This is a genomic window from Magnetospirillum fulvum, assembly GCF_900108475.1.
In the GTDB taxonomy this organism is placed as follows: Bacteria; Pseudomonadota; Alphaproteobacteria; order Rhodospirillales; family Magnetospirillaceae; genus Phaeospirillum; species Phaeospirillum fulvum_A.
The window spans coordinates 24,717-49,704 of the sequence record NZ_FNWO01000017.1; the positions used below are offsets into that span (position 1 = coordinate 24,717).

General features: G+C 63.5%; 28 protein-coding genes and 1 riboswitch. Of the genes, 11 read left to right on the forward strand and 17 right to left on the reverse strand.

What is annotated here, in order from left to right; all coding sequences use genetic code 11:
* Positions 1-19 precede the first annotated feature (19 nt).
* The 12 genes from BLW40_RS15790 to BLW40_RS15840 form a co-directional block, all read right to left on the reverse strand.
* Positions 20-1,873, reverse strand: a complete 1,854-nt coding sequence (locus BLW40_RS15790) for a family 2A encapsulin nanocompartment cargo protein cysteine desulfurase (protein WP_074770285.1) — start codon at positions 1,871-1,873, stop codon at positions 20-22.
* The gene (locus BLW40_RS15795) at positions 1,870-2,811 is read right to left on the reverse strand and encodes a family 2A encapsulin nanocompartment shell protein (protein WP_074770287.1); all 942 of its coding nucleotides are present in this window, start codon (positions 2,809-2,811) and stop codon (positions 1,870-1,872) included. The genes BLW40_RS15790 and BLW40_RS15795 overlap by 4 nt, the downstream gene beginning before the upstream one ends.
* A gap of 146 nt (positions 2,812-2,957) precedes the next feature.
* The gene (locus BLW40_RS15800) at positions 2,958-3,320 is read right to left on the reverse strand and encodes a DUF2325 domain-containing protein (protein ID WP_074770288.1); all 363 of its coding nucleotides are present in this window, start codon (positions 3,318-3,320) and stop codon (positions 2,958-2,960) included.
* Between the two features lie 17 nt (positions 3,321-3,337).
* Entirely contained in the window at positions 3,338-4,198 is an 861-nt protein-coding gene (gene cysE, locus BLW40_RS15805) for a serine O-acetyltransferase (protein ID WP_083386828.1), read from the reverse strand.
* Positions 4,195-4,815, reverse strand: coding sequence for a helix-turn-helix domain-containing protein (locus BLW40_RS15810; RefSeq protein WP_244511229.1), 621 nt, complete (start codon positions 4,813-4,815; stop codon positions 4,195-4,197). The genes cysE and BLW40_RS15810 overlap by 4 nt, the downstream gene beginning before the upstream one ends.
* Positions 4,816-4,829: 14 nt before the next feature.
* Positions 4,830-4,967: a hypothetical protein gene (locus tag BLW40_RS17710; protein WP_170834599.1), complete on the reverse strand. Its 138-nt coding sequence runs from the start codon at positions 4,965-4,967 to the stop codon at positions 4,830-4,832.
* A 66-nt stretch (positions 4,968-5,033) separates the two neighbouring features.
* Positions 5,034-5,113: riboswitch (SAM riboswitch) on the reverse strand.
* 40 nt (positions 5,114-5,153) lie between these two features.
* Positions 5,154-5,609 (reverse strand): hypothetical protein, encoded by a 456-nt coding sequence (locus BLW40_RS17715; RefSeq protein WP_170834600.1) that lies wholly within the window; start codon positions 5,607-5,609, stop codon positions 5,154-5,156.
* Positions 5,610-5,854: 245 nt separating this feature from the next.
* On the reverse strand, positions 5,855-6,583 hold the full coding sequence (locus tag BLW40_RS15820; RefSeq protein ID WP_074770292.1) for a class I SAM-dependent methyltransferase: 729 nt from the start codon (positions 6,581-6,583) through the stop codon (positions 5,855-5,857).
* Positions 6,584-6,637: 54 nt separating this feature from the next.
* The gene (locus tag BLW40_RS15825) at positions 6,638-7,648 is read right to left on the reverse strand and encodes a DMT family transporter (RefSeq protein WP_074770294.1); all 1,011 of its coding nucleotides are present in this window, start codon (positions 7,646-7,648) and stop codon (positions 6,638-6,640) included.
* 69 nt (positions 7,649-7,717) lie between these two features.
* Positions 7,718-8,494 carry a methyltransferase domain-containing protein gene (locus BLW40_RS15830; RefSeq protein ID WP_074770296.1) on the reverse strand — a complete coding sequence of 259 codons (777 nt, stop codon included), beginning with the start codon at positions 8,492-8,494 and terminating at the stop codon, positions 7,718-7,720.
* Between the two features lie 417 nt (positions 8,495-8,911).
* Positions 8,912-9,748 carry an alpha/beta fold hydrolase gene (locus BLW40_RS15835; RefSeq protein WP_074770298.1) on the reverse strand — a complete coding sequence of 279 codons (837 nt, stop codon included), beginning with the start codon at positions 9,746-9,748 and terminating at the stop codon, positions 8,912-8,914.
* Positions 9,749-10,008: 260 nt separating this feature from the next.
* On the reverse strand, positions 10,009-10,584 hold the full coding sequence (locus tag BLW40_RS15840) for a CGNR zinc finger domain-containing protein (RefSeq protein WP_074770300.1): 576 nt from the start codon (positions 10,582-10,584) through the stop codon (positions 10,009-10,011).
* A gap of 576 nt (positions 10,585-11,160) precedes the next feature.
* Between BLW40_RS15840 and BLW40_RS15845 the strand changes: the two genes are divergently transcribed.
* A complete protein-coding gene (locus BLW40_RS15845) occupies positions 11,161-12,390 on the forward strand; it encodes a cation:proton antiporter (protein ID WP_074770302.1) in 1,230 nt (409 codons plus the stop codon).
* A gap of 59 nt (positions 12,391-12,449) precedes the next feature.
* On the opposite strand, the gene BLW40_RS15850 is transcribed toward BLW40_RS15845, so the two are convergent.
* The 4 genes from BLW40_RS15850 to BLW40_RS15865 all read right to left on the reverse strand — a co-directional run bounded on the left by BLW40_RS15850 (position 12,450) and on the right by BLW40_RS15865 (position 16,105).
* A complete protein-coding gene (locus tag BLW40_RS15850) occupies positions 12,450-13,727 on the reverse strand; it encodes an NAD(P)/FAD-dependent oxidoreductase (protein ID WP_074770304.1) in 1,278 nt (425 codons plus the stop codon).
* Between the two features lie 14 nt (positions 13,728-13,741).
* Positions 13,742-14,035, reverse strand: a complete 294-nt coding sequence (locus BLW40_RS15855) for a c-type cytochrome (RefSeq protein WP_074770306.1) — start codon at positions 14,033-14,035, stop codon at positions 13,742-13,744.
* Positions 14,036-14,149: 114 nt separating this feature from the next.
* A complete protein-coding gene (locus BLW40_RS15860; protein WP_074770307.1) occupies positions 14,150-14,965 on the reverse strand; it encodes an EAL domain-containing protein in 816 nt (271 codons plus the stop codon).
* 39 nt (positions 14,966-15,004) lie between these two features.
* Positions 15,005-16,105, reverse strand: a complete 1,101-nt coding sequence (locus BLW40_RS15865) for a YeeE/YedE family protein (protein ID WP_211656790.1) — start codon at positions 16,103-16,105, stop codon at positions 15,005-15,007.
* A 98-nt stretch (positions 16,106-16,203) separates the two neighbouring features.
* On the opposite strand from BLW40_RS15865, the gene BLW40_RS15870 reads away from it, so the two are divergent.
* The 3 genes from BLW40_RS15870 (at position 16,204) to BLW40_RS15880 (ending at position 17,494) form a co-directional block, all read left to right on the forward strand.
* A complete protein-coding gene (locus BLW40_RS15870) occupies positions 16,204-16,431 on the forward strand; it encodes a sulfurtransferase TusA family protein (protein ID WP_074770311.1) in 228 nt (75 codons plus the stop codon).
* A 5-nt stretch (positions 16,432-16,436) separates the two neighbouring features.
* A complete protein-coding gene (locus BLW40_RS15875; RefSeq protein WP_170834601.1) occupies positions 16,437-16,898 on the forward strand; it encodes a thiosulfate oxidation carrier protein SoxY in 462 nt (153 codons plus the stop codon).
* Positions 16,899-17,170: 272 nt separating this feature from the next.
* A complete protein-coding gene (locus BLW40_RS15880; protein ID WP_074770315.1) occupies positions 17,171-17,494 on the forward strand; it encodes a thiosulfate oxidation carrier complex protein SoxZ in 324 nt (107 codons plus the stop codon).
* Between the two features lie 32 nt (positions 17,495-17,526).
* On the opposite strand, the gene BLW40_RS15885 is transcribed toward BLW40_RS15880, so the two are convergent.
* Complete coding sequence (locus BLW40_RS15885) at positions 17,527-17,865, reverse strand: hypothetical protein (RefSeq protein ID WP_074770317.1); 339 nt, start codon at positions 17,863-17,865, stop codon at positions 17,527-17,529.
* Between the two features lie 269 nt (positions 17,866-18,134).
* Here BLW40_RS15885 and BLW40_RS15890 point away from each other — a divergent pair, with 269 nt between their 5' ends.
* From BLW40_RS15890 to flgE, 7 genes are all read left to right on the forward strand, one after another.
* A complete protein-coding gene (locus BLW40_RS15890) occupies positions 18,135-18,755 on the forward strand; it encodes an RNA polymerase sigma factor (RefSeq protein ID WP_083386831.1) in 621 nt (206 codons plus the stop codon).
* Positions 18,756-18,862: 107 nt separating this feature from the next.
* On the forward strand, positions 18,863-20,101 hold the full coding sequence (locus BLW40_RS15895) for a flagellin N-terminal helical domain-containing protein (RefSeq protein ID WP_074770319.1): 1,239 nt from the start codon (positions 18,863-18,865) through the stop codon (positions 20,099-20,101).
* 91 nt (positions 20,102-20,192) lie between these two features.
* Complete coding sequence (gene fliD, locus BLW40_RS15900) at positions 20,193-21,908, forward strand: flagellar filament capping protein FliD (RefSeq protein ID WP_074770321.1); 1,716 nt, start codon at positions 20,193-20,195, stop codon at positions 21,906-21,908.
* 21 nt (positions 21,909-21,929) lie between these two features.
* A complete protein-coding gene (gene fliS, locus BLW40_RS15905) occupies positions 21,930-22,340 on the forward strand; it encodes a flagellar export chaperone FliS (RefSeq protein WP_074770322.1) in 411 nt (136 codons plus the stop codon).
* A 152-nt stretch (positions 22,341-22,492) separates the two neighbouring features.
* Entirely contained in the window at positions 22,493-22,765 is a 273-nt protein-coding gene (locus BLW40_RS15910; RefSeq protein ID WP_074770324.1) for a hypothetical protein, read from the forward strand.
* 284 nt (positions 22,766-23,049) lie between these two features.
* On the forward strand, positions 23,050-23,718 hold the full coding sequence (locus tag BLW40_RS15915) for a flagellar hook assembly protein FlgD (RefSeq protein ID WP_074770325.1): 669 nt from the start codon (positions 23,050-23,052) through the stop codon (positions 23,716-23,718).
* Positions 23,719-23,732: 14 nt separating this feature from the next.
* On the forward strand, positions 23,733-24,977 hold the full coding sequence (flgE, locus tag BLW40_RS15920; RefSeq protein WP_074770327.1) for a flagellar hook protein FlgE: 1,245 nt from the start codon (positions 23,733-23,735) through the stop codon (positions 24,975-24,977).
* Positions 24,978-24,988: the final 11 nt, after the last annotated feature.

A 24,988-nucleotide genomic window follows, 5' to 3' on the forward strand; every position in this document is an offset into this window, starting at 1 on the left:
GGGACTTTTTCACGGGAGACTAAATCGTTCGCCGCGCTCCGTGGTTGCGGCGCAGGGCATCGACCAGGGCGTCGATATCCTCGCGGGTGTTGTAGAGGGCCAGACTGGGCCGCACCGTCGCCTCCAGTCCGAACCGGCGCAGGATCGGCTGGGCGCAGTGATGTCCGGCCCGGACCGCGATTCCTTCGCGGTCAAGCGCCTTGCCGATCTCGATCGGCGGGCACCCGTCGATGACGAAGGACAGCACCCCGGCCTTTTCCGCCGCCGTGCCGATCAGGCGCAGTCCCGGAATCGACCGCAGCCCGGCGGTGGCATAGCCCAGCAACTCGTGTTCCCAGGCGGCGATGTTGGCCATCCCGATTCCGTCGAGATAATCAATCGCCGCTCCCAGCCCCACCGCATCGGCGATGTTGCCGGTTCCGGCCTCGAACCGGGACGGCGCGGGCTGATAGACGGTTTTCTCGAAGGTGACGTCGGCGATCATGTTGCCGCCACCCTGCCACGGCGGCATCGCGTCGAGGATGTCCTTGCGGCCGTACAGCACGCCGATCCCGGTCGGCCCGAACACTTTGTGTCCCGAGAACACATAGAAATCGCAGCCCAACGCCTGGACATCGACCGGCATGTGCGACACCGCCTGAGCCCCATCGACCAGGGCCAGCGCGCCGTGACGGTGGGCGATTGCCACCATCTCGGCGGCTGGCGTGACGGTGCCAAGTGCGTTCGAGACCTGGGTGAACGAGGCGATCCGGGTGCGGTCGGTGAACAGCCGCTCGTATTCTTCGAGGATCACCTGACCGTGATCGTCGACCGGCGCGACCTTCAGCTTGGCCCCGGTGCGGGCGCAGAGCTGTTGCCAGGGAACGATGTTGGCATGATGCTCGAGCCAGGAGACGACGATCTCGTCGCCTTCGCGGACGGTGCGCTCGCCCCACGCCTTGGCCACCAGATTGATTGCCTCGGTCGCGCCCCGGACGAAGACGATTTCCTCGACCGATCCGGCTCCCAGGAAGCGCCGCACCTTGTCGCGCGCCGCTTCATAGGCGTCGGTCGAGCGGGCCGCCAGGGTATGGGCGGCGCGGTGGATGTTCGAGTTCTCGTGCTCGTAATAGCGGTCCAGCCGTTCGATCACCGCGCGCGGCTTCTGGGTCGTGGCGGCATTGTCGAGCCAGATCAGTCGCTTGCCGTGAACCTGTTCGGACAGGATCGGAAAGTCACGGCGGATCGCGGCGGCGTCGAACCCCCGCACCCCGCTGGAGGGGGCGAGATCGACCCCCAGCGACGGCGTATCGGCGCGGGTCGGCAGCGATGCGGTGGGAGCCTCGCGCAGGCTGACACCCTCGGCATCGTCGATGAAGTAAAAGCCCCCGGCGTCGGGAACCGCCGGAACCGCCGGAACCGGTGGAGCAGAGGCCGGAGCCGCCGGGAGTCCGGGCAGATCCGGGGCCGAGGCTTCGGGCAGATCGGGACTGCCGATTGGGGCCGACGGACCGGCGGCGTGGTCGGGCGGCACCAGCGACAGCACCGCTCCCAGCAAAGCGGGGACGTTGCGCAGATCGCCGTTGCCCGGTGCCGGGGCGGGCGGAACCGAGGTCGGGTTGACCGGTGGCGGCTTGGGGGCGGCCGCCAGCGGTCCCAGGCCGGGCAGAGTCGGGGTGGTGGTGAGATGGCCGACCGAGGGCGGGGTCGGCGCTCCCGGGGGCACGAAGCCCCCGCTCGGCCCCGTCTCGACCAGCGGTATCGAGGGCGGGGCCACTCCCAGCGACGGCGCCGTCTGACCCGGCAAGGCCGCGAAGAAGGCGTTGGCCATCTGCGCGATCAAAGCCGGGTCGGGCGCCCCCGCGAAGGGAAGGGTTGGGACGGGGTCGCTCATGCGAATTTCTTGTCGTAATCGAAGTAGTGATCGACCTCGACGCCGTCGAGAACCGCGATCGCGTCTTCGGTCAGCACCGCCGCCGAGCAATAGAGCGAGATCAGATACGACGCGATCGCCTTACGATTGATCCCCATGAAGCGGACCGACAGCGACGGCGCGACTTCGCCCGGAACTCCCGGCTGGAACAGACCGACGACACCCTGCTTCTTCTCGCCGGTGCGCAGCAGCAGGATATTGGTCTTGCCATCCTCGCCGATGGTCAGCTTGTCGGACGGCACGATCGGCAGGCCGCGCCAAGTGATGAACGGATTGCCGAACAAATTGATCGTCGCGGGCGGCACGCCGCGCTTGGTGCATTCGCGTCCGAACGCGGCGATGGCGCGGGGATGGGCGATGAAGAAGGCCGGTTCCTTCCACACCCGGGCGATCAGTTCGTCGAGATCGTCGGGGGTGGGGGCTCCGGTGCGGGTCTGGACCCGCTGCTGCGGCGCGATGTTGTTGAGCAGGCCGTACTCGCTGTTGTTGATCAGCTCGTGTTCCTGCTTTTCCTTCACCTTTTCGATCAGCAGGCGGAGCTGTTCCTGAATCTGGTCGATCGGATGGGAATAAAGGTCGGAGACTCGGGTCTGGACGTCGAGGACCGAGGTCACCGCGTTCAGCGAATATTCGCGGGGATGTTCTTCGTAGGGAACGTAGCTTTCCGGCAGGTCGGCGTCGTTGCGCGGGCTGCACGTCACGTCGGAGGCTCCGGCGGCGGCGGCTTCCTTGACGCGGTTCAGACGGTAGATACCGGCCTCGACCGGGGTCCAGGGCAGAAACGACACCAACCAGCGCGGGGTGATTCCCGACCATTGCGCCCGGGTCTTGGTGGCGTTGGCAAGCTGGCGCGCCGCTTGCTCGTTCAATGTGCGGCGAACCTCGTTGTCCTCGGACATGCAGACGACTCCCTCGGAAAGTGGTGAGGATCGAAATCCTCTGAACAGCGGTTTCTTCTACACTTTATTTTCGTCAAATAGCTCCCGTGCCGAACCCGGAAGTGGCGCTTCCGGTCGGTTTCCTCCGCTATAGTGGAGGGCGGTTCTCAGATAGCGGAGGCGGTCCGCGCCGAGACCGAATCGAGAGCGGCGATGATCGCGGCGATCCCGGTGCTGCGGAGCGGACGGAACGGCTTGTCGAGGCGGCGGCACAGGCTCTTGACCCGGTCCTGGGCGGCATGGCTGACGCAGCCCACCGGGAACAGGACGGCGTCGGCACGTTCAAGCTGCGCCGACAGCTTGCTCAGGCTCTGTTCGACCCCGCCGTCATGGTGGACGAAGGCGCCGTTATGCGCCTCGACGATGCGGCGCAGGTGGCTGACATGCTGGTGGCGGCCGCCGACATACAAGATCAGGCGACCGGACAGGTCGGGTCCGCTGGCGGACAGGCTTTCGAGAGGGGGATGCATCGATGTCTCCCAGTGCGTCAGATGGAATAATCGAACGATTCGTAGGCCAGCGCGCCCAGCACTTCGCCCGGCGGGCGGGTGTCTGCCGACGTGCTGGTGCGGATCACCTTCGCCGGGATTCCGGCGACGGTGGAATTGGGGGCAACCGCGCGCAGCACCACCGATCCGGCGGCGATGCGGGAAAAGGCTCCGATTTCGATATTGCCGAGGATCTTGGCCCCGGCCCCGACCATCACCCCCTGGCGAACCTTGGGGTGGCGGTCGCCGCTATCCTTGCCGGTGCCGCCCAGGGTGACGTTCTGCAACAGCGAGACGTCGTCGCCGACCTCTGCCGTCTCGCCGACCACCAGTCCGGTGGCATGGTCGAGGAAGATGCCGCGCCCGAAGATCGCCGCCGGGTGGATGTCGGTCTGGAACACGTCGGAGGAGCGGCTTTGCAGGTACAGTGCGAAATCGCGCTCGCCCCGCCGCCATAGCCAGTGGGCCAGACGGTGGGTCTGCACCGCGTGAAAGCCCTTGAAATAGAGGAACGGCTCGATCAGCCGCACCGTCGCGGGATCGCGGTCGAGCACGGCGGCGATATCGGCGCGCAGCGCGGTTCCGATCGCGGGATCGTGGGCCAAGGCGCGGGCAAAGGTCTCGGTCAGCAGGGTCTGCGATACCTGATCGTTCTTCAGCCGCCCGGCGATGCGGTGGAACACCGCCGCTTCGAACGTCGCCTGATCGAGGATCGAGCCGATGAACAGGCCGGCCAGCATCGGCGAGCGGGCCAGGGCCTCGGTCGCTTCGGCGCGCAGACGGACCCAGAACGCGTCGGCTTCGCCGCGCAGGGCCTCAAGAGTGTCGGGCAATCCCCGGACTTTGCTGGCTTCGGTCATTCGGCATGTTCCGGATAGGTCATCACCAGATAGAACAGGGCTTCGATCGGCCCGGCATTGCGGTAGGAATGGGGGCGGTCGGCGACGAAATGGATCGCGTCGCCGTATTCGAGACGGAACCGCTCGTCGGCAACCGAGATTTCCAGGCAGCCCTGGGCCAGCACCAGATTTTCGGTGGTACCGGGCGAATGGGGGTCGGCGTCCTCGACGGTCTGGGGGGCGAGACGCATCTCGTAGAATTCGACGCGGCGTGGCCCGCTGAACGGGAACAAAGCGCGGGACGAAAACCGTCCGCTGCGCGACGTCAGCAGCTTGGCCCGGTGGGCGCGCAGCACGCTGACCTCGCCGCTGCCGGTCGCGGCGGTGAAGGCCGAAAACGGCACGTCCAACGCCCGGGCAACCTTCCACAGCACCGCGACGCTGGGGACCGAGCGTCCCAGTTCGATCTGCGACAGCATCGCCCGGCTGACGCCCGAGGCCCGGGCCAGGCGTTCCAGCGACAGGCCGTTGCGGGTGCGCAGCCGCCGCAGATTCTCGCCGACCAGTGCGGTGAAATCGCTGGTCGCCAGATCCTCGGCCGCTGCCGACGGAGGCAGGTGGGAGACGGATTCGTTCATCGCTCCGCCCGCTTTCAGCCGACCGGCCACAGGGGAAGAATCACCCAGACGGGAACCCACACCATTCCGGGAAGCGAGGGGGGCGCCGTCCGTTCGATCTGGCGGCGGCGGCGGATTTCGACGAAATCGATGATGGTGGCGGACCGGCTCATGGCATACCCCTCCTCATGCTCTGTCAAGGCGGGGTCCGGTCTCTCGGGACGTCCGCCGCAGCATACCGGCTGGGCGGACCAACCTCTTTAGCTGCATTTTTTGAGCGCCCGCAAGCTGAAAACATCAAATCGGCGCTGTAGTAAGATAGTACATTCCGCGATCCGCAGTGTCAATCTACAAGATCACTAGAGATATGTGTTTACGTCCCGATGCGGCAGCGGAGGAAACCGACCATCTGGCACCGCCTTCGGTTGAGACGATCCCCCGACCGGAGCAACCTTGGTTTCGAAGACAGAGCGAACCGAGGGTTCGCAAGCGGTAAGAAGGGGAACCACCATGATGACCGCGATGCAGATGCCGATGCCGACTGCGACAATGCCCACCATGATGCCGATGCCGATGATGAACGGCATGACGATGCCGATGATGAACAACGGCATGATGATGCCGATGATGATGCCGACCCCGTGTTGCGCGATGACCTGTGAAATGACCGCCGAGGGGATGGTCTGCAAGATGACGCCGACCGCCGGCATGACCATGGAGATGATGACGGCACTGTGCGACCGCATCACCACGCTGATGGCGATGGGAATGCCGATGATGATGATGTGCAACGGGATGCCGATGATGGTCGGCATGACGAAGACGGCGTGACGCCCGGTCTGGGCCTGGGGGACTGGCTTATGCGTCGGGCGCCGCCCGTCCCCCTGCCTGAAAAACGGGCAATTTCCGGACATCCCCCGCTTTGTGGGATTCCCCCAGCTTGTCCCGTCGAACTCCCCGGACTTATCCACAGAATCCGGGGATAAGTCCCGAGAGGGCGTCGTGGCGTGACAGGCCGCGATGAGACTCTCTCAACGCGGCCTGACGTATCCCCGCCAATTTAGGGCTTGCGGAAGATGCCGAACCAAAAACCGTCCTGACGGTCGAAATGTTCGTCGCCAAAGGCTCGAATGTGTTCTGAGGTGATGGATAACTCGACCTCGTCGAGGCCCTGGGTCAGGTCGCGGATTTCCGCCGCCGTGTAGCACTTTTCGATCATTCCGTCCTGCTCGCGCCGGAACAGTCCCGTGTCGAGTTCGACCGAACTGGCAAGACGGTCTTTGATCTGCGCCTCGGCTTCGGCCCGCACCGTCAGGAACATATAGACTCCTCCCGGCTTCAAGATGCGGGCGATCTCCGACCAATAGCGTTGCCGGTCCTCCGGTTGGGGAATGAAGGTGATCGCCGACATGATGTCGAAGACGCAATCGAAGCGGTTGTCGGCGAACGCCAACCCGCGTCCGGCATCCATCACCGACAGGAAGCAGAGTCCGCGCTCGACATAATCGGACAGCAGGGCGCGGGAGGATTCGACCGCGACCGGGGTCTGGTCGATGCCATGGATCACGTCGCAGAACCCGTTCTCGATCAGGTACAGCAAGTTGCGGCCGAACCCGCATCCGACTTCAAGGATCTCGCGGCGGGCGGACTGGGTCCGGATCGCCGCCTTATGGGCCAGAATGCGCTTGATGGCATAGCTCGGCGTGACCCGGGTGGCCAATTGGGTCGATTTCTGGTGCAGCGCGGTCCAGCGGGTGTGGTTTTCATCGCGAAGTGTGGTGGTCGGCATGGAGGTCGATTCCTCTGGATGGTGAAGACGGGACGGTCGAAGGAAACGGCGCGGTTATTCCGAGGCGACGGGAACCTCACTGATCCGCGGATCGGCCCGCCAGTCGATCCGGCGGCTTTTCCACTGCCGGAACCGCTCGCGCCAGACGGCGGCATTGGCCTGGGGGACGTTGATCAGCCAAAGGGAAAAGATGATCACCGAGCCTCCCAACAGGATTTTGTAATTGAGCGCTTCGCCCAGGAACAAAACCGAGAAGCTCGTCGAAAACAGCGGGACCAGGAACAGGTAGGAACTGGTCAGGGTGGCCCCCTTGCTCGACAAGGCGTGGAACCACAGACTGAACGATCCGATCGAGGCCGGAATCACCAGCCAGGCGAACCAGACGATGCCCCAATCGTTGATCTGGCCGATGTCGTAATGCTCGCCCGACAGCGCCGAGATCGTCAGCATCACCAGTGCGCCCAGGGTCAGTTGCCATCCGGTGAAGACGAAGACCGACTTGTCGAACTTGTGCTTCTTCGACACCAGGGTGCACAGCGCCCAGCAGACCGACCCGGCCAGGGCGATCAAAATGCCGTTCAGGCTTTGGTCGGCGCTGACGCCCAGGCAGATCGAAACACCGACGATGCCGCACAGCAGGGCGGCGATCTTGTGCCGCGACAGATGCTCGCCCAGGACGAAGTGGGCCAGGATCGCGGTCCAAAGCGGGTTGGTGAACAGCAGGATCGACGCCATCGACGCGCTCAGCGTGCCGAGCGACAGGTTGAGGAAGCCCATCGTTCCGGCGGTCTGGAGGCAGCCGACGACGAACACGAACGCGGTGCCTTTTACGATCGACCCGTGCGAGGCGGGGACGATGCTGGCTAGTCCGTGTCGGGCCGCCGCAAAGGCGAGGATCAACAGTCCGGCAAGCAGAAAGCGCCACCCGCCAGCGAAGAAGGCGGGCATGGCGACGTCGCTGATGATGTATTTGCCGCTGGGAAAGGACGATCCCATGAAGGCGGTGCAGAGAATCATTGTCGCGACAAAGGCGCTGGTGGGGGATTTGAAGCGGCTCAGGTCCATCGCTTGGCTCCGTTCGGCACGAGGAAAGACGGTGGAGGTCGCGCGCAATCTTGCGGCGGAGATGCGCAGTTATTTGATGCAGAAGAAGCCTTCGAAGCAGACATGCTTGAAGACGGTCATGATGTCGCTGAACCCGGCCCGTCTCAGCATGTCGAGGTTGCCATGGGTCGAGAACGGCTCCAGCACGCCCTTTAGGCTGGCCGATTTGGCGATCACCTCGGCGGGCGAGTAGCCCTGGTTCAGCTTGTAATTGACGTAAATACTGCTGGCGATGTCCTGGAAGCGGGCGTCGGGTGCCCGGACCTTCTCGAACAGCATGAACGCACCGCCCCAATTGAGGGCCTGATAGAGTCGGTTGTAGATTTCCTGGCGAATGCGCGGATGAACGAACTGGATCGTGTAATAGGACACGATGAAATCAGACGGTTCATACGGGTGCGTCAGGATGTCGTCTTTGATGTAGCTGATATTGCCGATATGCGGCATGTCCTTTTGCAGCAGATGCTTGGCGTGATCGACCATGTTCTGCTCGACGTCGATGCCGACCCAGCGGACGGATTCGGGGTGGCGGGCGGCCATCTTGCGGGTCAAGGCTCCGGTCGAGCATCCCAACTCGTAGCAAACCGAGTTGGCCTTGACGAAATAGTCGCTGACTTCAAGAACAATGTCGTGTCCATCGGCGTAACGCGGTACCGAGCGGGCGACGTGACTTTCGAATTTCTTCGGGATTTCTCCCCCGAAGGTCCAGGCAGCGCTGGTCGAACTGATGCCGTCGCCGACACCTTGATAAAATTCGCGCGATCTGGTTTCGACGGCCTCGGACGTGTCTTTGAGTTCGATGCTCATGTTATCCCTCGCGAAATGGAGTCTTGTTTGAATCCAGATAACATTTATGCGGGAGACCTTGCGGTATCGTCTCGGTGATCTCCAAATCGTAAGGCATGACGGCAGAGCCCCGTCCGGTGCAGATACAAGAACTGGACACGCACTGATACGCTGACGCACACCAATTGATTTGGATTGGTCGATCGCCCTTTTAATTCTATCAGCCGGATTGATTGTTATTGTTCCGGCGGAAACCTGATCGGCATCGACGACACTCACCTCTGCCCACCCGTCTGGACGCACCGCCAGACGGCGGGGGTGATGTCACCCGACGCAAAGTCCCTGTTGTGAGAAAACTGTATAAACCGGTTAAACAGGTTTTGTCAATCATAGGGAGAGCGCGGATTTGGCGCACATCCAAAGCGATAGATCGGAGCCTTAGCGCGGCAGGAAATCGAGGATTTGGCTGACCAGACGCTCGGGGGCGTCTTCGGGAAGAAAGTGGCCCGCCTGATCAAGGATGGCGAGGCAGGCGTTGGGCATCGCGGCTACCAGCCGTTGGCCATAGCGCAGCGGCTGGAACACGTCGTTCTCCCCCCACACGATCAGGGTCGGGGTGTCGAGCCGTTCGATTTCGTCCATCCGTGTCGATAAATCCTCGGTCCGCAGGGCGCGGGCGGCCCGCAGATAGGCGCGGCGGCCCTCGATCCCGGCGAACGGGCGCTCGTAGGCGTCGATCAGCGCCGGAGTGATGCGGTCGGTCTGCACCAGACCGCGACGGAATCCCTTGGCCAAGCCTTTCTTCAGGTCGAAATCGGGCGCGCCAAGGATGTCGTCCCAGGCCGGGTCGTTCAGTCGGGCGATGCCGGGTTCGGGAAAGGAATCGTACATCACCGAATCGACCAGGATCAGCGCACCGACCAGGGTGGGATAATTGAGCGTGATCAGTTGTGCGACGCCGCCGCCGATATCGTGGCCGATCAGGGTTCCCCCCGTCCAGCCGATCTGGCCGAGAGCCTCGGCGACCCATCCGGCCTGGGCCGCCAGACCGAGATCGGCCGTTTCCGGCTGATCCGACGCACCATAACCAAGCAGGTCGATCGTGATGGTCTCAAAGCCAGCCGAGAGCAGGGGCGGGACCACCTCGCGCCACAAAAAGGCGCTGGTCGGGATGCCGTGGAGCAGAACAATCGAGGGACCACTGCCTCGCCGCGTCACCGACAGATGGTGCGGACCGACCGCGACCGACCGGGTTTCTTCCGTTTGGATCGTCATGCCTCCCCCTTTCGGTCCGCGTTCGGACCTGATCCGGTTTTGTTGAGCGGGCCGCCATGGCCTCTTGCAAACCATATAAACCGGTTTGTATAGTTTTGTAAAGCAACCGGCGAAACGATCCTGGTGCCACAGGTATCGCGGGTAGCAGGTCGCAGAGTGCCGCCGACGCCCAGCGCCCGGCGGGTGCCGGGCGGGAGTCTGCTGTGGCGACGTGATCGAAAGAGAGGAGGGGGGCGATGCCGCTCGGTCCAGATGCACCCTCAGCAGGTGTGGTCGGATTCCTTCAGGCGCAGGCGGAATGCGCCGCCCTTGGCCCGGCTGCCGCAGCGGTCCATCGAACACCAGCGCCGCCTTGCGCTGGGCGAAATGTCGAGAAACAGCATCCGGCAATCCGGCTGGGCGCAGGCTTTGATCCGGGTCCGCAGCGGCCCGCCCAGCAAATCAATCGCGTCCTGGGCAATCGTCGCCAGCGCCGCCTGGAACGGGTCGGTCGCGATCCGGTGGATTGTCGCGGTGGCAGCGTCGAGTTGGGGCAGCGGCGGCGGAAAGGCGGCGACGGCGTTGAGGTGCTCGACCGCCTCGGTCGGCAAGGACGCGCTCCGCGTCACCGCATCGGCCAGGGACCAGATGGTTTCGCGCAGCCGCCGCAGCGCGGTTTCCTGCGCCAGGGACAGGTCGGGCAGATCGGCCACCAGCGCGGCGTCGCGCAGCCAGCGCGCCGGAGCCCCTGGCGGGGCCAGCACGTCGTTGGGGACGGACGCGCGCCGTCGTACCGTCGCGGGAAGGTCGAGCGACAGACGTCCAGAATTGAAACGAAATTCCTGCGGCGCTTTCATATCTGCTAATTGAACCGGTTTATCTGGTTTGTCAAGACATTGATTGGGTGGCGATAAATGTCGGGAAGAAACCGAACGATTGGGCCTCTGTCAGCACATCGCCCCGACTCCAATTGTCGAAATTGGTAAATAATCTTTGATCATCTCGGGCGATCATCCGGCAGTGCAAAAGTTATAGAGTGACACAATTTAATTGTGAAGGAATGAGAGGTAATTTGATTGCCCGATTCAATTCAAATCAAAAGGCAAAGTCGATTGCCAAAAGTGCGGCGACGTGTGTGACCTTTTCTTGATTGTGACCGTGTCGGGGGGAGAGTCGGCCCCGCCGGGCGACAGGGCAGATTGCGACCAATATCGTCGTCGATGCCTGGATTATTTACGAATATTCCGCTTGAGGCCGGAGCGTTCCGGACATGACCGTGGTGGTCGATACGCTCTTTTAAGGTTGAATATTTTTAGGCATGATCTTCGAAAGAAGAGAGGCGCGCGCCAGATATCACGATTTGCGTTTATATCGGGACTGGGGCGTGCAAAACGTCAGGGAGGGAAGGGTGGCTCAACCCTTCAGTGCCAGCGATGACACAAATTTCGATTTTTTTCATCCAGGCGGTCCTGGTCGTCGGGCTGCCGTTCCTGATGTGGCGGAGCCTCCGCTGGATTGGGCTGGTGCCACTGGTGGTGGTGCAAATTCTCACCGGTCTGGCCCTGGGGCCGTCCGGTCTCGGCCAGCTCTTTCCCGATTTCTGGCGTCTGGTGTTCGACCCGACCCAATTGTCGCCGCTGTCGGGGTTGCAATGGCTGGCGGTGGCGCTGTTCGCCTTCCTGACCGGGCTGCATGTCGATGCCGAGGATTTTCGCGGCTACGAAAAGACCGCGCTGGCCGCCGCGTCGGGCAGCGTGCTGGTTCCCCTGGGATTGGGAGCCGCCGCCGGTCTGTGGCTGGCTCCGCTGGTGCCCGATGCGGTCGGCCCCAACGGGACGCCGGCGATGTTCGCCCTGGCCTTTGCCCTGTGCGTCGCCGTCACCGCATTGCCGGTAATGGGCGCGATCCTGCGTGAAATGGAAATGCATGATAGTCCGCTCGGTCGGCTGGCGATCGGCTGTGCCGCCTGCAACGACGCGGTGATCTGGGTTCTGCTCACCGCGATGGTGCTGGCCTACGGTCATGGTCGGCCGGAGGCCAGCCCCTGGACCGATCTGGTTCTGGCGGTCGGTTACATCTCCGGGATGATGGGACTGGTCCGCCCGCTGGTGCCGCGCTGGTTGGAGCGGGTCCACGACGAGCCGGAAATGAGGCTGGCGGGGGTGGTGCTGCTGATCTTCACCTCGGCCCTGGCCGCCGATCTGATCGGGCTGCATTTCGTCTTCGGCGGCTTCCTGGCCGGATTGGTCCTGCCGCGTCAGTTCGCCGCCGATATCGGCCGCCAGATCGAACCGGCGACGGTGATCGTGCTGCTGCCGTTCTTTTTCCTGATGACCGGGCTGCGGACCGAGATCGGGCTGGGCAATTCCGGCACCCTTCTCGTCTTTGCCGTCGGCACCGGGGTGGCGCTGGTCGGCAAGCTGGCGGGGACGGCCATTCCCTGCCTGCTGACCGGACTGCCGCCGCGCGAGGCCTGGGCCTTGGGCGCGCTGATGCAGACCAAGGGGTTGATGGAGGTCATCGTACTGGTAATTCTGCGCGATGCCGGGATCATCGGCGCGTCGGCATTTTCCGGTTTGCTGCTGATGGCGGTGACGACAACCCTGTTGACTCGCCCGCTGACGGCGGTGGCGTTGTCGTTGCCGGTGGTTCGCAAGTTGTAGAGGACGGACGGAAAGACGGCCGACGGCGGACAAGGATTCCGCCGTCGGCAGGAGTGCTCTCAGCCCCAAATGTCCTGGGTAATGTTGGTGTACCAGCTTTCGGCGTAGGCGGCTTCGAGGGCGCGGAATTGCGGGCTCGCTCCCTTGGGGCTGACTCCGCCCGATCCGGGCACGTCGGCCACCTTGCCGTCGATCACCCGGTAGACACCGGCGACGGTGATGCCATAGCTGGGTGACAGCAGGCTGTAGCAGGTGTTCATCCAGATCGGATCGGCCGGTTCGACCCCCCGCAGCGACGCGATCAGCGCGGCGACGGCGACCTTGGCCTGGGAATTGGCGGTAAAGCCCGATTTCGGCTGGGGATTGGCGATGGTGGCGTCGCCGATGACATAGATCTCCGGCGCTTTGGTCGATTGGAAAGTCTTCGGCACCACTGGAACCCAGCCCGAGGCATCGGTCAGACCGGCCTTGATCGCGATGGTTCCGGCGGTCTGACGCGGGATGAAGTTGAGCACACCGGCCTTGTGCTTCGTTCCGAACTCGGTCTCGACCGTCAGGGTCTTGGCATCGACCCGGGCGACCTTGCCGTCCTTGGCTGCCGGAACCCATTCGATCAGGCCGGGATAGAGCGCCTCCCACCCTTCCTGGAACAGCCCCTGCTTCGAGAAGCTGTCCTTGGCGTCGAGCAGCAACAATTTCGAGCGCGGTTTGTGGGTCTTGAGGTAATGGGCGATCAGGCTGGCGCGTTCGTAGGGGCCGGGCGGGCAACGATAGGGATTGCCCGGAACCGACAGAATGACCAGTCCGCCATCGTCGAGCGCTTCGAGCTGGCGGCGCAGCAGGAGGGTCTGAGCCCCAGCCTTCCAGGCGTGCGGGGCGAGTTCGGCCGAGGCTTCGTCGTAGCCCTGGTCGCCCCATTTGAAATCGATGCCGGGCGACAGCACCAGCCGGTCGTAGGGCAGGCGGTCGCCGCCGTCGAGAACCACCGACCGCGCCGCAACGTCGATGGCGGTGACTTCGGCGTGGATCACCTCGATTCCGTGCGACCGAATCCCGTCATAACCGAAGGTGTTGCGGGCGGGATCGCGCAGGCCGCCGATCACCGCGTTGCTGAACGGGCAGGTCGTGAAGGTCCGGTTGCGCTCGATCAGGGTGACGCGCAACGTCGGGTCAAGCAGGCGGAGATACTTGGCAGCGGTCGCGCCACCAAAGCCGCCGCCAATCACGACGACGCGCGGCCCGGTGCCGACAGGTCCCGAGGCGCAAGCCCCAGTCAGTGAGGCAATGCCTGCGGCTCCGGCCAGCGCAAGGAAGGAACGACGATCGAAACGGCTCATGACCAGAGTCCCCCTCAGCGGATGGCGGCGAAATAGGTGGCGACCGTGTCGATTTCCGCCTCGGTCAGCCCTTTGACAAGGCGCGGCATCACCGTGGCGTTGGCGATTTTGTCGGCCTTGAAGTCGCGCAGCTTGCTGGCGATCAGAACGGCGGGCTTGCCCGCGATGGCGGGGATTGGTCCATCCTTGCGCCCGTCGGTGCCATGGCAATTGGCGCAGACGGCGGCGGCGGCAGGAAGGTCGGCGGCGTGGGCGGTGCCGACCGCCAGGGTGGCGGCAAGAATGGCAAGAGGGAGAAGGAGGCGCATGGGAGGCTCCGGTTTAAATATCCATCAATCTATAAGATATATGGTTTGTTTGGATGCGACAACATCGCCGAGCCTCCCACGGCGAACGGAAGAGGGGATGTGCATCGGCCGCCCTTACGGGCCGGTATCGAGGTTGATTGGTGTCAGATGCTCCGAGGGCACCGCGAACAGGAACCCCTGGAGCAGGTCGGCACCGGACTCCCGGGCCAGCTTGAACTGGTCCTCGGTCTCGATCCCCTCGCAGACCACCACCGCTCCCAATTCGTGAATGATGTCGATCACCTTGGGCAGAATGCGGCGGGCCATCGGGTTGCTCATCGCCTGAAGGATCAGAGTGCGGTCGAGCTTGACCACGTCGGGGGCAAGCATCCACAGCCGGTCGAAATTGGAATGGCGGGCTCCGAAATCGTCGATGGCGATGCGAAGGCCGCGCTGCCGGTAATGCTGGATCGCAGATTGCAGCAGGGGCAGATCGTCGATTCTGTCCTCGATGATTTCCAACACCACCCGCGCCGGGTCGAGATCGTGGTGGGCGATCAGGGCACCGATGAAACTGCCGTGCTCGCCGGAACTGAGGCCGAGCAGATGATCGCCATGGACGTTGAGGAACAGGTCGCCGTCGATGCCGGAGCGGCGCAGGAAGTTCAGCACATGCAGCATCCGGCACAGCCGGTCGAACATCACCGAGCGGCCCAGACGTTCGATGCGGGCGAAGGCGTCCGGCGGCTCGATTGCCGCGCCGTCCAGGGTCACCACCCGCAACAGGGCTTCGTGGGCGACAGGGAGCAGGGTGTCGGCGCGAAACAGCGGCTGAAACACAGACCGCAGGACAAGACCGGCAAAGCGGCCCGATACGCTTTGTCCGTCGTCGTCGATGGTGGGGGTGATGAAACCGGATTCGGTGTCGGCGAACACTCCCGCTTGGTGCATGTCTGCGTCCTCACATCGAAACCTGGGTGGGCGTCCGCGTTACCGGTGTTTCAGCAATGCCGCCAATGCGGCGGTGAAACAGCCTTCTTCCAGACGTTTAAGCCCGATCAATCCTCCGAGGAGGATGCCGCCCAGGGCGAGGGGGGAGGCAAGGGACAGGGTGGAGAAACCGCTCAGACCCTGGCCGATAGTGCATCCCATCGCGAGGACGCCGCCCGCGCCCATCAGCACCGCGCCGGTCAGGTGCCGTGCCAAATCGTCGGGATCGGTAAAGGTCTCCAACCGGAATTCGCGGCGTGTTCGGGCTGCGGCGAACGCGCCCGCCACCACGCCCGCCACCGAGGCGATGCCGAAGGTGAGGGTCGCCCCCGTATAGGTCATCAGATAGATCAGGCTGTCGCCGATCGGCCCGATGAACGAGAACGAGGCGAGCGGAACCGGCTCGAACGGGTCGTCTCCCAGAATTCCGGTCACCGCCCATCCCGCACAGATCAGCGCGCCGACCGCGAGGCCGCTGCCCCAATGGCGCGACGAGCGGCGGAAGGCGGCGTCCTTGAAGCACCACAGGACCAGGCCGCCGCCGATCACCGCCACCGGCAGCCAGCGCGCCGGGTCCGGTTCCAGGCCCAGCTTTTCCAGCACGGCAGGAAAGCTGGGGGCGGCCAAGCCGGTCGCCTTTAGCGGCACGGTGGTGGCGCGGTCGAGGGCCAGCCGCAGCGGGGCCAGCACGCCCTTGATCGTCGCCATCGCCGTCAGCCCGATCACCAGCACGACCACCAGGGATTTCAGGTTGCCGCCGCCGAGACGGACCAGGGTTTTCGCCCCGCATCCTCCCGCCAGAACCATGCCGATGCCGAACGCCACGCCGCCCAGGATCGCGCCAGCGAGCGGTATGCCGCCGCTCAGATAGGACGACTGGCCGAGATCGATCCATCCGGCGGCCGCCAGTCCCTGCGATCCCGCCATCGCCACGGCCAGAGCCAGCATCCAGGCGCGGAAGCGACGCCCGTCGCCGACGAGAACAAGGTCGGCGACCGCGCCCATGGTGCAAAATCCGGTGGCCTGAGTGACGGCTCCGAACGCGAAGGCAAGGGCGAAAGCTCCGGCTCCAACGATGCTGGTGAGGGCGATATCCGGCACGGCGGCTCCCATAAAAGACTGGAAAAAATCGTTATTACAGTTTATTTTACACTTCGAATTAGCGAAGTCCATCAATATATCTACCCAACGGATAGGCTATGTCGAAGACCGTACTGAACGTCACTGGCCTCAGTTGCCCGCTTCCCGTCCTGCACGCTCAGAAAGCTATGAAGGGTCTGCCTCCCGGGGCGGTGGTCGAAATCCAGGCGACCGATCCCGCCGTGGTTCAAGATATCGACGCCTATTGCCGCAGCAGCGGCAGTGCCCTGATCAGCCAGCGTGAAGAGGGCGGGGTCTTCACGGTCGAAATCCGCAAGGGGGGATGATGGCGGTGCTTCCGGGGCATAGCCGGGCGGCGGCGGTCGGACGACGAAGCGTTCTGGTCGGGCTGACGTTGTTTCCCCTTGCCGCCAAAGCGGCGGCGGTGGCGGTCGATGGCCCGCTGGCCGAGGCGCTGCGTGGGGCCGGGATCGTGCCGGAGGCGGTTGTCTGGTCGCCCCTGGTCACCCTGACCGCCCCGGCCATCGCCGACGATGGTGCCGCGGTGCCGGTGACGGTCGGGCTTGGCGCAGAGAGCGAGGTCACGCGTTTGCACCTGTTTGCTCCGGCCAACCGCCGTCAGGTGCTAACCAGTGTGGAGCCGTTGTCCGATCTGGTCCGCCCGGTCTGGCGTTTGCGGGTCCGTCTGTCGAAAAGTCAGACCATTGCGGCGGTGGCGCAGTTGCGCGATGGCCGGGTGGTTGGGGCGATGGCCGAGGTGCGCGTCACCGTCGGCGGCGGGTGCAGGTCCTAGGTCCTGTCCTCATAAACCTCGCGCGCCGCGCTGCTGGAAAAAATGGCGCAATGGCAGGAGAAACGCGATGGGCATAGTGGTGCTATGGACAAGCGTTTCGACGCCCCAGTGCGTCGTTTTTTCCGCAGCCCGAAGGGACGCGGGCCTTTTGGTGGCCGGGTTCGTTGCTTGCCCCTTGTGGACGACGGGTCCACGGCGGGTCAATCGCCTGCCCGGCCGCCAAAATTCCTCGCGTCGCGACCGTGACGTTTATGGGGACAGGACCTAACGCGATGGCCGAAATCAAAATCCGCCTCCCCGATCCCATCCGCCATGGCGACGTTGTCGAGGTGATGACGCTGGCCCTGGCTCCCCCCCTGCCCAACGCGGACGCCGAATTCGATTCCGACGGTATCCCGATCCCCCACTATGTCGGTTTCGACGCCGAACTCGACGGCCGTCCCCTGATGCGGGCCCGCTTCGGTCCCGGCATTTCCCGCAACGTGATGTTTTCGTTTTCCTTCAAGGTGGAGCGTGCGGGATTGCTGACGCTACGCTGGACGCTCCGCGACGGCGGCTTCGAGACGCGTCAAGTCGCGATCGCGCCTTCCGGCTAAAGTCAGCGACATTCGCGCCGGTTTCGGGCGATCTAGACCTCGATCTTGACCGATCCATCGGCGGGCGGCTTGGCCATGTCTTTGATCCGCAGCGCCAGCGAGCGGGCCTGTTCAACCTCGGCGGGATAGCGGGCGGCGAGTCCGTCGCCCAGGCTCTGGGCGATTCGCATCGCTTCGCCAGCCAGGGCATCGACCCGGTGCGGGTCGGCCGAGGCCCCTTCGAGCCGGACCGCCTGCAAGATCGATTCGAGCCTGGATTGCGCCCGGACCAGGCGGGTGGCGTGATCGACCTTTGCCAGATCGGCCCGCGCCGCCGATAATTCGGCCAGCAGGTCTTCGGTCCTGGGGGTGTTGCCGATGCGCTCGACCATGGAATCGCCCCTGTTTTTTGCAAGATACACGAAGGCTTAACTGTCTGCACGGAGATGCATCGGCTATCCATGCGCAAAAAAGCACCAAGCCCGGATGGTCGCCCGCCCACTGGGCAGGAATTGCCGGGCAGTCGGCAAAATATTCCCTATTAACTCATTGTTAAAAAAGTCATTTTTAGCGCCTGACCCGTATCGCTCGTCCGTGTAAGACATGAGACGGATTGCGCTCGGGATGGGGTGGCATCGGTCCTGACGGTGGAGACAGGCAGATGGCGATGATGATTCAGTCGACGAGTTTGCGGAGTGGGGATCCCCTTCCTCCCGAAACGCTGGACGACGAGACTCTGCTGGCCCGTATGAAACAAGACGACGGCGAGGCGTATCGCGTTTTGGTCGAACGTCACATCGACCGGGCCTATGCGCTGGCGCTGCGGATGCTGCGCAACGTCGCCGATGCCGAGGACGTCGCCCAGGACTCGATGGTCAAGGCCTGGACCCATCGCCAGTCGTGGGAGCCCGGCCGTGCCCGGTTCAGCACATGGTTGTACCGGGTGGTGGTCAACCGCTGCATCGATTTGCGCCGTCTGCCCAACAACGCCAACATCGACGACGTGCCCGAACCGGCCGAGGATTTGCCCGACACGGTCGATACCCTGCATCGGCGCGAGGTCTATAGCCGCCTCGAGCGGGCGATCGGCAAATTGCCCGACCAGCAGCGGGCGGCGGTGACGCTGGCCTATTTCGAGGAGATGGGCAATGGCGAGATCGCCCAGATTCTCGGCACCACCGTCAGCGCGGTGGAAAGTCTTTTGAAGCGGGGACGCCAGGGACTCCGCCACTCTTTACGGGGTTCCGAGCTCGAGTTCCGCCAGCTTCTCGCTCAGGAGTAAAAATTCCCGCCTGAAACCGTCTCCCGATCCGTTCCATCCGAAGAAGGCCTTCCGAACGATGGCCGGTCCCGCTTCCGGGAACATGAAGGATCAGAAGGAGACATTCCATGCCCGTCATTTCGACTAACACCGCCTCGAATTCGGCGCTCCGTTACCTCAACCTCAATTCCTCGAACCAGTCCAGCACTCTGTCGAAGCTGGCATCGGGATCGCGCATCACCAAGGCTTCTGACGACGCCGCCGGCCTCGCCATCGGCACCCGCATTCAGTCGGACGTGACGGTGTTGAGCCAGGCCTCGACCAACGCGTCGCAGGCCAGTTCGATCCTTCAGACTGCCGATGGCGGCCTGGCGCGTATCGCCGACATTCTTCAGCGCATGAAGTCGCTGTCGACCCAGTCGAATTCCGGTACCGTCACCGACTCGGAGCGGACCTACATTCAGGCCGAATATTCCGAACTGAGCGAAGAAATCGACGGTATCTCGGATTCGACCACCTATAACGGCAACTCGCTGCTGAACGGCACCAGCGCGTTCGCGTCGGCGACCAGCCTGTCCTCGGTTTCGACCGCAGGCATGACCGACGCCCAGGCGACGGATCTGTCAGCGATTGCCGATGGCGACACCATCACCATCACCACCACCGACGGCACGACGCCCACGCCGGTGACCTACACCATCGCCGATTCCTACGATGGCACCGCCGGCACCGTCAGCCTCCAGGACATCGCCGATTCGATCAATGCCGGCGATACCACGACGCCGAAGGCGGCCAACGTCCGCGCCTCGATCACCACCGACGCCGACGGCCTCCAGAGCCTGGTTCTGACCGCAGCCGAGGGCGACGAGACGATCAGCACGATCGCCAACGGCACCGGCAATGCCGCCACCGCGCTCGGTCTGATCAACACCGCGGGCACTCTGGTCGGCGCCAGCACCGGCGTCGATTTCATGGTCGGCACCTCGACCTCTGACACCATCAACGTCTCGATCGCCGAGGTGACCACCGGGTCGTTGGGCTCGACCACGTTGAAGATCGGGGCGACCTCGGTCAGCACCCAGACCGCGGCGCAGCAGGCCAGCGATGCTCTTGACGAGGCGATTGCGCAGGTGTCGCAGGCGCGCGCCGAGATCGGTGCGACGATGTCGCGGTTCGAGTTCCGCTCCGAGACGATTTCGACCGCCTCGGAAAACCTGACCTCGGCCGAATCGGTGATCATGGATGCCGACGTCGCGGCGGAAAAGTCGCAATTGTCGTCGGACGACGTCAAGACCCAGGCGGCTATCGCCGCTTTGTCCCAGGCCAACCAGATGCCCCAGAATCTGCTCAGCCTGCTGAAGAGCTAGGATATCCGGCCTGCCGCCGGCTGGCGGTAACGGGGTGGGCGGGGCTTCGGCTCCGCCCGTCCCGGCGGCTCTCCATCGGTGAGGCGACATCATGACCAGCGTCAGCAGCACGACATCCAGCACCACTTCGACCACCACCAGCTATTCGCAGAACCGCAACGAGTTCGACACCGACGCTCTGGTCGAAGCCGCCTACGAGGACAAGCTGGCGAAAGCGGACAGTCTGAACGTCAGCGTGACCAATAACGAGACCAAGATCGCCGCCTACGAGGATATGCAGACTCTGTTGCAGACGGTCGAAGACTCGCTGGACACCCTGCGCAGTGCGCCGGGAACGGCGGGCAAGGCATCGGACGTCTTTCTTAACCGTACCACCTATCTGACCTCGTCGAGTTCGACCGCCGCCAGCGGCATTCTGTCGGCCACGGTCGAAGACGGGACCGATATCGGTACCCACGATGTCGAGGTGACCCAGGTTGCCAAAGTCGAGCGTCTGGGCGGCGGCAGCGTGGAAAGCCGCACCGAGGATCTCGGCTGGACCGGCACGTTCTCGTTGGGGACGAAAGCGACCAGCGACGGGTTGAGCACGACCGGCACCCAAAGCACTGATATCTCCATCACCAGCGACATGTCGCTTGACGACATCGTCGATACGATCAATGCGGCCAAGGCCACGACCGGCGTCACCGCCTCGGTGGTCAAAAGCTCGGACACCGCCTACATGATCGTGCTGTCGGGGGTCGAGACCGACCGCGACATCACCTTATCAACTGTCAGCGGCGACGATGTTTTGAACAATCTCGGCCTGACCGACGAGTCGGGCGACAAGGTCGATCCATTGCAAGCGGCGCAAGGCGCGATCGTGACGGTCGATAGCGTGCCGATCACCCGATCGACCAACGAGATCGACGATGCGATCGACGGGGTGACCCTCAACCTCTACAAGGCCGAGGAAGGCAACACCCTGACGCTGGAGGTCGCCAACGATTTGTCGGAAATCTCGACCCAGATCAACGACTTCGTCACCGCCTACAATTCCTTCCGCGATCTGGTCCTGACCAACCAGACCACCGGCACCGACGGCGCCGCCAGCGACGACGCCACCTTGTTCGGCGATTCGCTGCTGCGGAGTACGTCGATGTCGCTGCAATCGATTCTGGGCTCGTCGATCGACGGAACCTCGCTGGCGACAATCGGGATCACGCTCGACAGCAGCAACAAGCTGGTGATCGACGATTCCACCCTCGAAGACGCCCTGACCAACTCGCTGTCGGACGTCCAGGCGCTGTTCTCGTATCAGGTGACCACCTCGTCGGGGAACTTGCAGCTTCTGTCGCACGGCGATGGCCCGACCTCGGCCGATTTCGATCTCAAGATCACGGTCGATGAGACGACGGGGTCGATCAGTTCGGCCTCGATCGACGGGGATTCCTCGCTGTTCACCGTCAGCGGCAGCACGATCAAGGGCGCCGAGGGCAGCATCTACGAAGGGCTGTCTTTTGTCTTCACCGGCAAGACCACCCAGACGGTCTCGATCAAAGTCAGCCAGGGCATCGCCGATCAGCTCTATCAGGCCATTGATACCGTCGCCAACAGCGACGACGGCCAGATCACCGACAAGATCACCAGCCTGGAAGAGACCAACAGCGATCTCGAAACCCGGATCTCGACGATCGAGACCAATGCCGAAAGCTACCGGGACTTTCTGCTTGATAAGTACGCGAATATCGAGGCGAAGCTGGCCAAGGCCCAATCGGTTCTCGACTTGCTCGAAGCCCTCAACGACGCCGAGAGCTCTTCTTCATAATCGTTCGGACGGAGGACTCCAATGAACCATGCACAGCGAGCCAGCGCCGCCTACCGTACCGCCAGCATGACCGTGCCGCCGCTTCATGCCGTGGTAATGCTGTATGACGGCGTTCTGGTCCGGGTCAGGAATGCCGGAATCGCCGCCGAACAGGGCGATTGGGCCAGGCAGTTCGATGAAATCAATCGCGCTGTCGATCTGTTGCGGGGGCTGTTGTCGGCGCTCGATTACGAACGCGGCGGCGAGGTCGCCCGGCGGCTGCAACAGACCTACGAAGCCAACATGAAGGCGCTGATGCGCTCGGTCGGCCGTCAGGAAGCTCTGGAAATGAGCCGCCGGATCGAAGACGGACTGCGTCAGCTCCGCAATGCCTGGGCTCAGATCGCCGGTGTGCCGGAAAATCCGTCGCCGCGGGCCGCTGTTCCCGGCTGAGAGCGACGAACCGGTCGTATGCCTCAGGTGCCGCCGCCGGGATCGTCCGGCGGCGAAGAGCCTCTGTTTTCGCCGCACGAACTGGGGTACAATTGTAACTGGCTCTCTTGGGCCGCCCTATCACCGCCGACGAAGAAATCGAGGCGTAATCAATGACCAGAACGATCACTCTGGAGGAGTTCTCGGATCTCCTCGATCGGTTGGGCGACAGCATCGCGGACTGGCCCGCCGATCATCGCGTCCCCGCCGAAGCATTGTTGACCCAATCGGCCGAAGCCCGTTTGCTTTTGGCCCAGGCCGTCGCGTTGGGCGATGCCCTGCGAGCCGCGCCGCCCAAGGCCCCGCCGGGGCTCGTCGATCGCATTCTCGCCGCCTCCGGCGCTCCCCTGCCGCAGAGCGAACAGATCAAGCGCAGCGTCGGCTGACCCCTTAAGGCACGGACCGGCGAACCGTTGCACCGACCCGTTCGCCGGGTTCGGCCCGGGCCGGGCGAGAAACACCGCCCGAATCCTCCTTTCCGTCCGTAACAGCTAAGACTGAAACATCCGCCGGACCAGCCCGACGGATGTTTTCGTGCGTCCGCTTAAGACTAAACCGGACGTATTTAAAAGATATGGAAATGCTGCGCCCGATATCCCTGGCGCGACCGTAGAAGAAATCAGAGAGCGACGGATCGACTGTCGCCGGATTTCATCTAACGGGGTGCGCCATGACCACAGCGGTCACATCCACGACGTCATCCACGACCTCGACGACATCGACGTCCAGCTCGTCTGGCCTCTCGGCTGATTACGACACCTTTCTCCAGCTGCTGTGCGCTCAGTTAGAGAATCAGAATCCGCTCGATCCGACCGACGCCACTCAGTTCACCAGCCAGCTGGTCCAGTATTCAAACCTGGAACAGCAGATCGCGACCAACGACAAGCTCGACAGCGTGCTGTCGTCGCTGTCGACGTCGACCTTCTCAAGTGGCGTCGGCTATCTCGGCCATGTCGTCGAAGCCGAAGGCGACAGCATCACCGTCCAGTCCGACGGCACCGTCGATGCCACCTGGGGCTACGACCTCGACTCGGCCGCGTCCTCGGTGAAGCTGACCATCACCGATTCCTCGGGCGAGACGGTGTGGACCGGCACCGGCGACACCGCCGCGGGCAGCCACGCGCTCGAATGGGATGGCACCGATTCGGACGGCGATACCGTCGATGCCGGCACCTACACCCTGAAAGTGACCGCGCTCGATTCGTCCGGCGCGGCGATCGATACCACCACGACGATCAAGGGGACGGTGACCGCAGTGGATTCCACCGACGGCACCACCTTGCTTGAGCTGGGCGGAACCTCCGTCTCGCTGTCCGACATCACCCGCCTTGCGGCCTGACCGGGAGAATCGCCATGTCACTCGCCGGGGCCATGAACACCGCCGTCTCCGCGCTGAAGGCTCAAAGCCAGGCGCTGTCGATGATTTCCAACAATCTGGCCAATTCCTCGACCACCGGCTACAAGGGGGTGACCACCAGCTTCGCCACCTTGGTGACCCAGCAATACAGCACCACGGCCTATACCGGCGGCGGCGTGACCTCGTCGGTGCGGCAGAACGTCGATGCCCAGGGGCTGATCGAGGCGACCTCCAACAGCACCGACCTTGCCCTCGACGGCAACGGCTTCTTCGTCCTGAGCTACGGCCAGAACGGTAACGAGGATTTCTATACCCGCGACGGCGAGTTCTCGATCAACGACGAGGGCTATCTGGTTCTGGGCGACAATTACTACGTCCAGGGGGCGGCGACCGACGCCTATGGCAACATCACCGGCAACATCGCCAATCCCGAGTCGGTCAAGGTCAACATCAACGATAAACAGCCGATCCCGACGACGGAAGAGGTCATCAAGGCCAACATTCCGTCCAGCGCGGCGGTGGGCGACACCTTCTCCACCTCAATGGAGGTGTTCGACAGCCAAGGCGGGTCGAGCACGGTCGCCATGACCTTCACCAAGACCGGGACCAATACCTGGGATCTGACCCTGGGCGATCTGGTCTCGACCACCGACGGGACCACCACGACCGGCACGCTGTCGCCCGCGACGATCTCGCTGACCTTCGACGGCACCGGCAAGCTGACCTCGGACGCGACCACCGACCTGACCGCGACCTGGACCAACGGGGCCACCGCGACCAGCACGATTACCCTCGATCTCGGCGACGAGGGCAACCTGACCCAGCAGAACAGCGGCACCGACATCAACATCACCAGCATCGTCGGCGATGGCGCGGTGGCGGGCAGCTACACCGGCGTCGAAATCGGTTCGGACGGCACGATCTATGCCAATTACGACAACGGCTTGCAGGTGTCGATCTACAAGCTGGCGATCGCGACCTTCCCCAATCCGGACGGTTTGAGCGCGATGAGCAACGGCGTCTACGAGCAATCGACCTCGTCGGGCCAGCACAACGTCTATTGCGTCGCGGGCGAAGACGGGACCGGAACGGTCAAGTCGAGTTCGCTCGAATCCTCGACCGTCGATACCGGCGACGAATTCACCCGGATGATCGTGGCCCAGCAGGCTTACTCGGCCGCCTCGCAGGTCATCAACACCGCCAAGGACATGTACGACGACCTGATTGCGGCGATCCGTTGACCGAACGCCGA

Excerpts from the sequence above, each read along its gene's own strand:
- BLW40_RS15790 (WP_074770285.1), bottom strand. The coding sequence starts at position 1,873 with ATGAGCGACCCCGTCCCAACCCTTCCCTTCGCGGGGGCGCCCGACCCG.
- BLW40_RS15795 (WP_074770287.1), bottom strand. The coding sequence starts at position 2,811 with ATGTCCGAGGACAACGAGGTTCGCCGCACATTGAACGAGCAAGCGGCG.
- BLW40_RS15800 (WP_074770288.1), bottom strand. The coding sequence starts at position 3,320 with ATGCATCCCCCTCTCGAAAGCCTGTCCGCCAGCGGACCCGACCTGTCC.
- cysE (WP_083386828.1), bottom strand. The coding sequence starts at position 4,198 with ATGACCGAAGCCAGCAAAGTCCGGGGATTGCCCGACACTCTTGAGGCC.
- BLW40_RS15810 (WP_244511229.1), bottom strand. The coding sequence starts at position 4,815 with ATGAACGAATCCGTCTCCCACCTGCCTCCGTCGGCAGCGGCCGAGGAT.
- BLW40_RS17710 (WP_170834599.1), bottom strand. The coding sequence starts at position 4,967 with ATGAGCCGGTCCGCCACCATCATCGATTTCGTCGAAATCCGCCGCCGC.
- BLW40_RS17715 (WP_170834600.1), bottom strand. The coding sequence starts at position 5,609 with ATGCCGACCATCATCGGCATCCCGTTGCACATCATCATCATCGGCATT.
- BLW40_RS15820 (WP_074770292.1), bottom strand. The coding sequence starts at position 6,583 with ATGCCGACCACCACACTTCGCGATGAAAACCACACCCGCTGGACCGCG.
- BLW40_RS15825 (WP_074770294.1), bottom strand. The coding sequence starts at position 7,648 with ATGGACCTGAGCCGCTTCAAATCCCCCACCAGCGCCTTTGTCGCGACA.
- BLW40_RS15830 (WP_074770296.1), bottom strand. The coding sequence starts at position 8,494 with ATGAGCATCGAACTCAAAGACACGTCCGAGGCCGTCGAAACCAGATCG.
- BLW40_RS15835 (WP_074770298.1), bottom strand. The coding sequence starts at position 9,748 with ATGACGATCCAAACGGAAGAAACCCGGTCGGTCGCGGTCGGTCCGCAC.
- BLW40_RS15840 (WP_074770300.1), bottom strand. The coding sequence starts at position 10,584 with ATGAAAGCGCCGCAGGAATTTCGTTTCAATTCTGGACGTCTGTCGCTC.
- BLW40_RS15845 (WP_074770302.1), top strand. The coding sequence starts at position 11,161 with ATGACACAAATTTCGATTTTTTTCATCCAGGCGGTCCTGGTCGTCGGG.
- BLW40_RS15850 (WP_074770304.1), bottom strand. The coding sequence starts at position 13,727 with ATGAGCCGTTTCGATCGTCGTTCCTTCCTTGCGCTGGCCGGAGCCGCA.
- BLW40_RS15855 (WP_074770306.1), bottom strand. The coding sequence starts at position 14,035 with ATGCGCCTCCTTCTCCCTCTTGCCATTCTTGCCGCCACCCTGGCGGTC.
- BLW40_RS15860 (WP_074770307.1), bottom strand. The coding sequence starts at position 14,965 with ATGCACCAAGCGGGAGTGTTCGCCGACACCGAATCCGGTTTCATCACC.
- BLW40_RS15870 (WP_074770311.1), top strand. The coding sequence starts at position 16,204 with ATGTCGAAGACCGTACTGAACGTCACTGGCCTCAGTTGCCCGCTTCCC.
- BLW40_RS15880 (WP_074770315.1), top strand. The coding sequence starts at position 17,171 with ATGGCCGAAATCAAAATCCGCCTCCCCGATCCCATCCGCCATGGCGAC.
- BLW40_RS15885 (WP_074770317.1), bottom strand. The coding sequence starts at position 17,865 with ATGGTCGAGCGCATCGGCAACACCCCCAGGACCGAAGACCTGCTGGCC.
- BLW40_RS15890 (WP_083386831.1), top strand. The coding sequence starts at position 18,135 with ATGGCGATGATGATTCAGTCGACGAGTTTGCGGAGTGGGGATCCCCTT.
- BLW40_RS15895 (WP_074770319.1), top strand. The coding sequence starts at position 18,863 with ATGCCCGTCATTTCGACTAACACCGCCTCGAATTCGGCGCTCCGTTAC.
- fliD (WP_074770321.1), top strand. The coding sequence starts at position 20,193 with ATGACCAGCGTCAGCAGCACGACATCCAGCACCACTTCGACCACCACC.
- fliS (WP_074770322.1), top strand. The coding sequence starts at position 21,930 with ATGAACCATGCACAGCGAGCCAGCGCCGCCTACCGTACCGCCAGCATG.
- BLW40_RS15910 (WP_074770324.1), top strand. The coding sequence starts at position 22,493 with ATGACCAGAACGATCACTCTGGAGGAGTTCTCGGATCTCCTCGATCGG.
- BLW40_RS15915 (WP_074770325.1), top strand. The coding sequence starts at position 23,050 with ATGACCACAGCGGTCACATCCACGACGTCATCCACGACCTCGACGACA.
- flgE (WP_074770327.1), top strand. The coding sequence starts at position 23,733 with ATGTCACTCGCCGGGGCCATGAACACCGCCGTCTCCGCGCTGAAGGCT.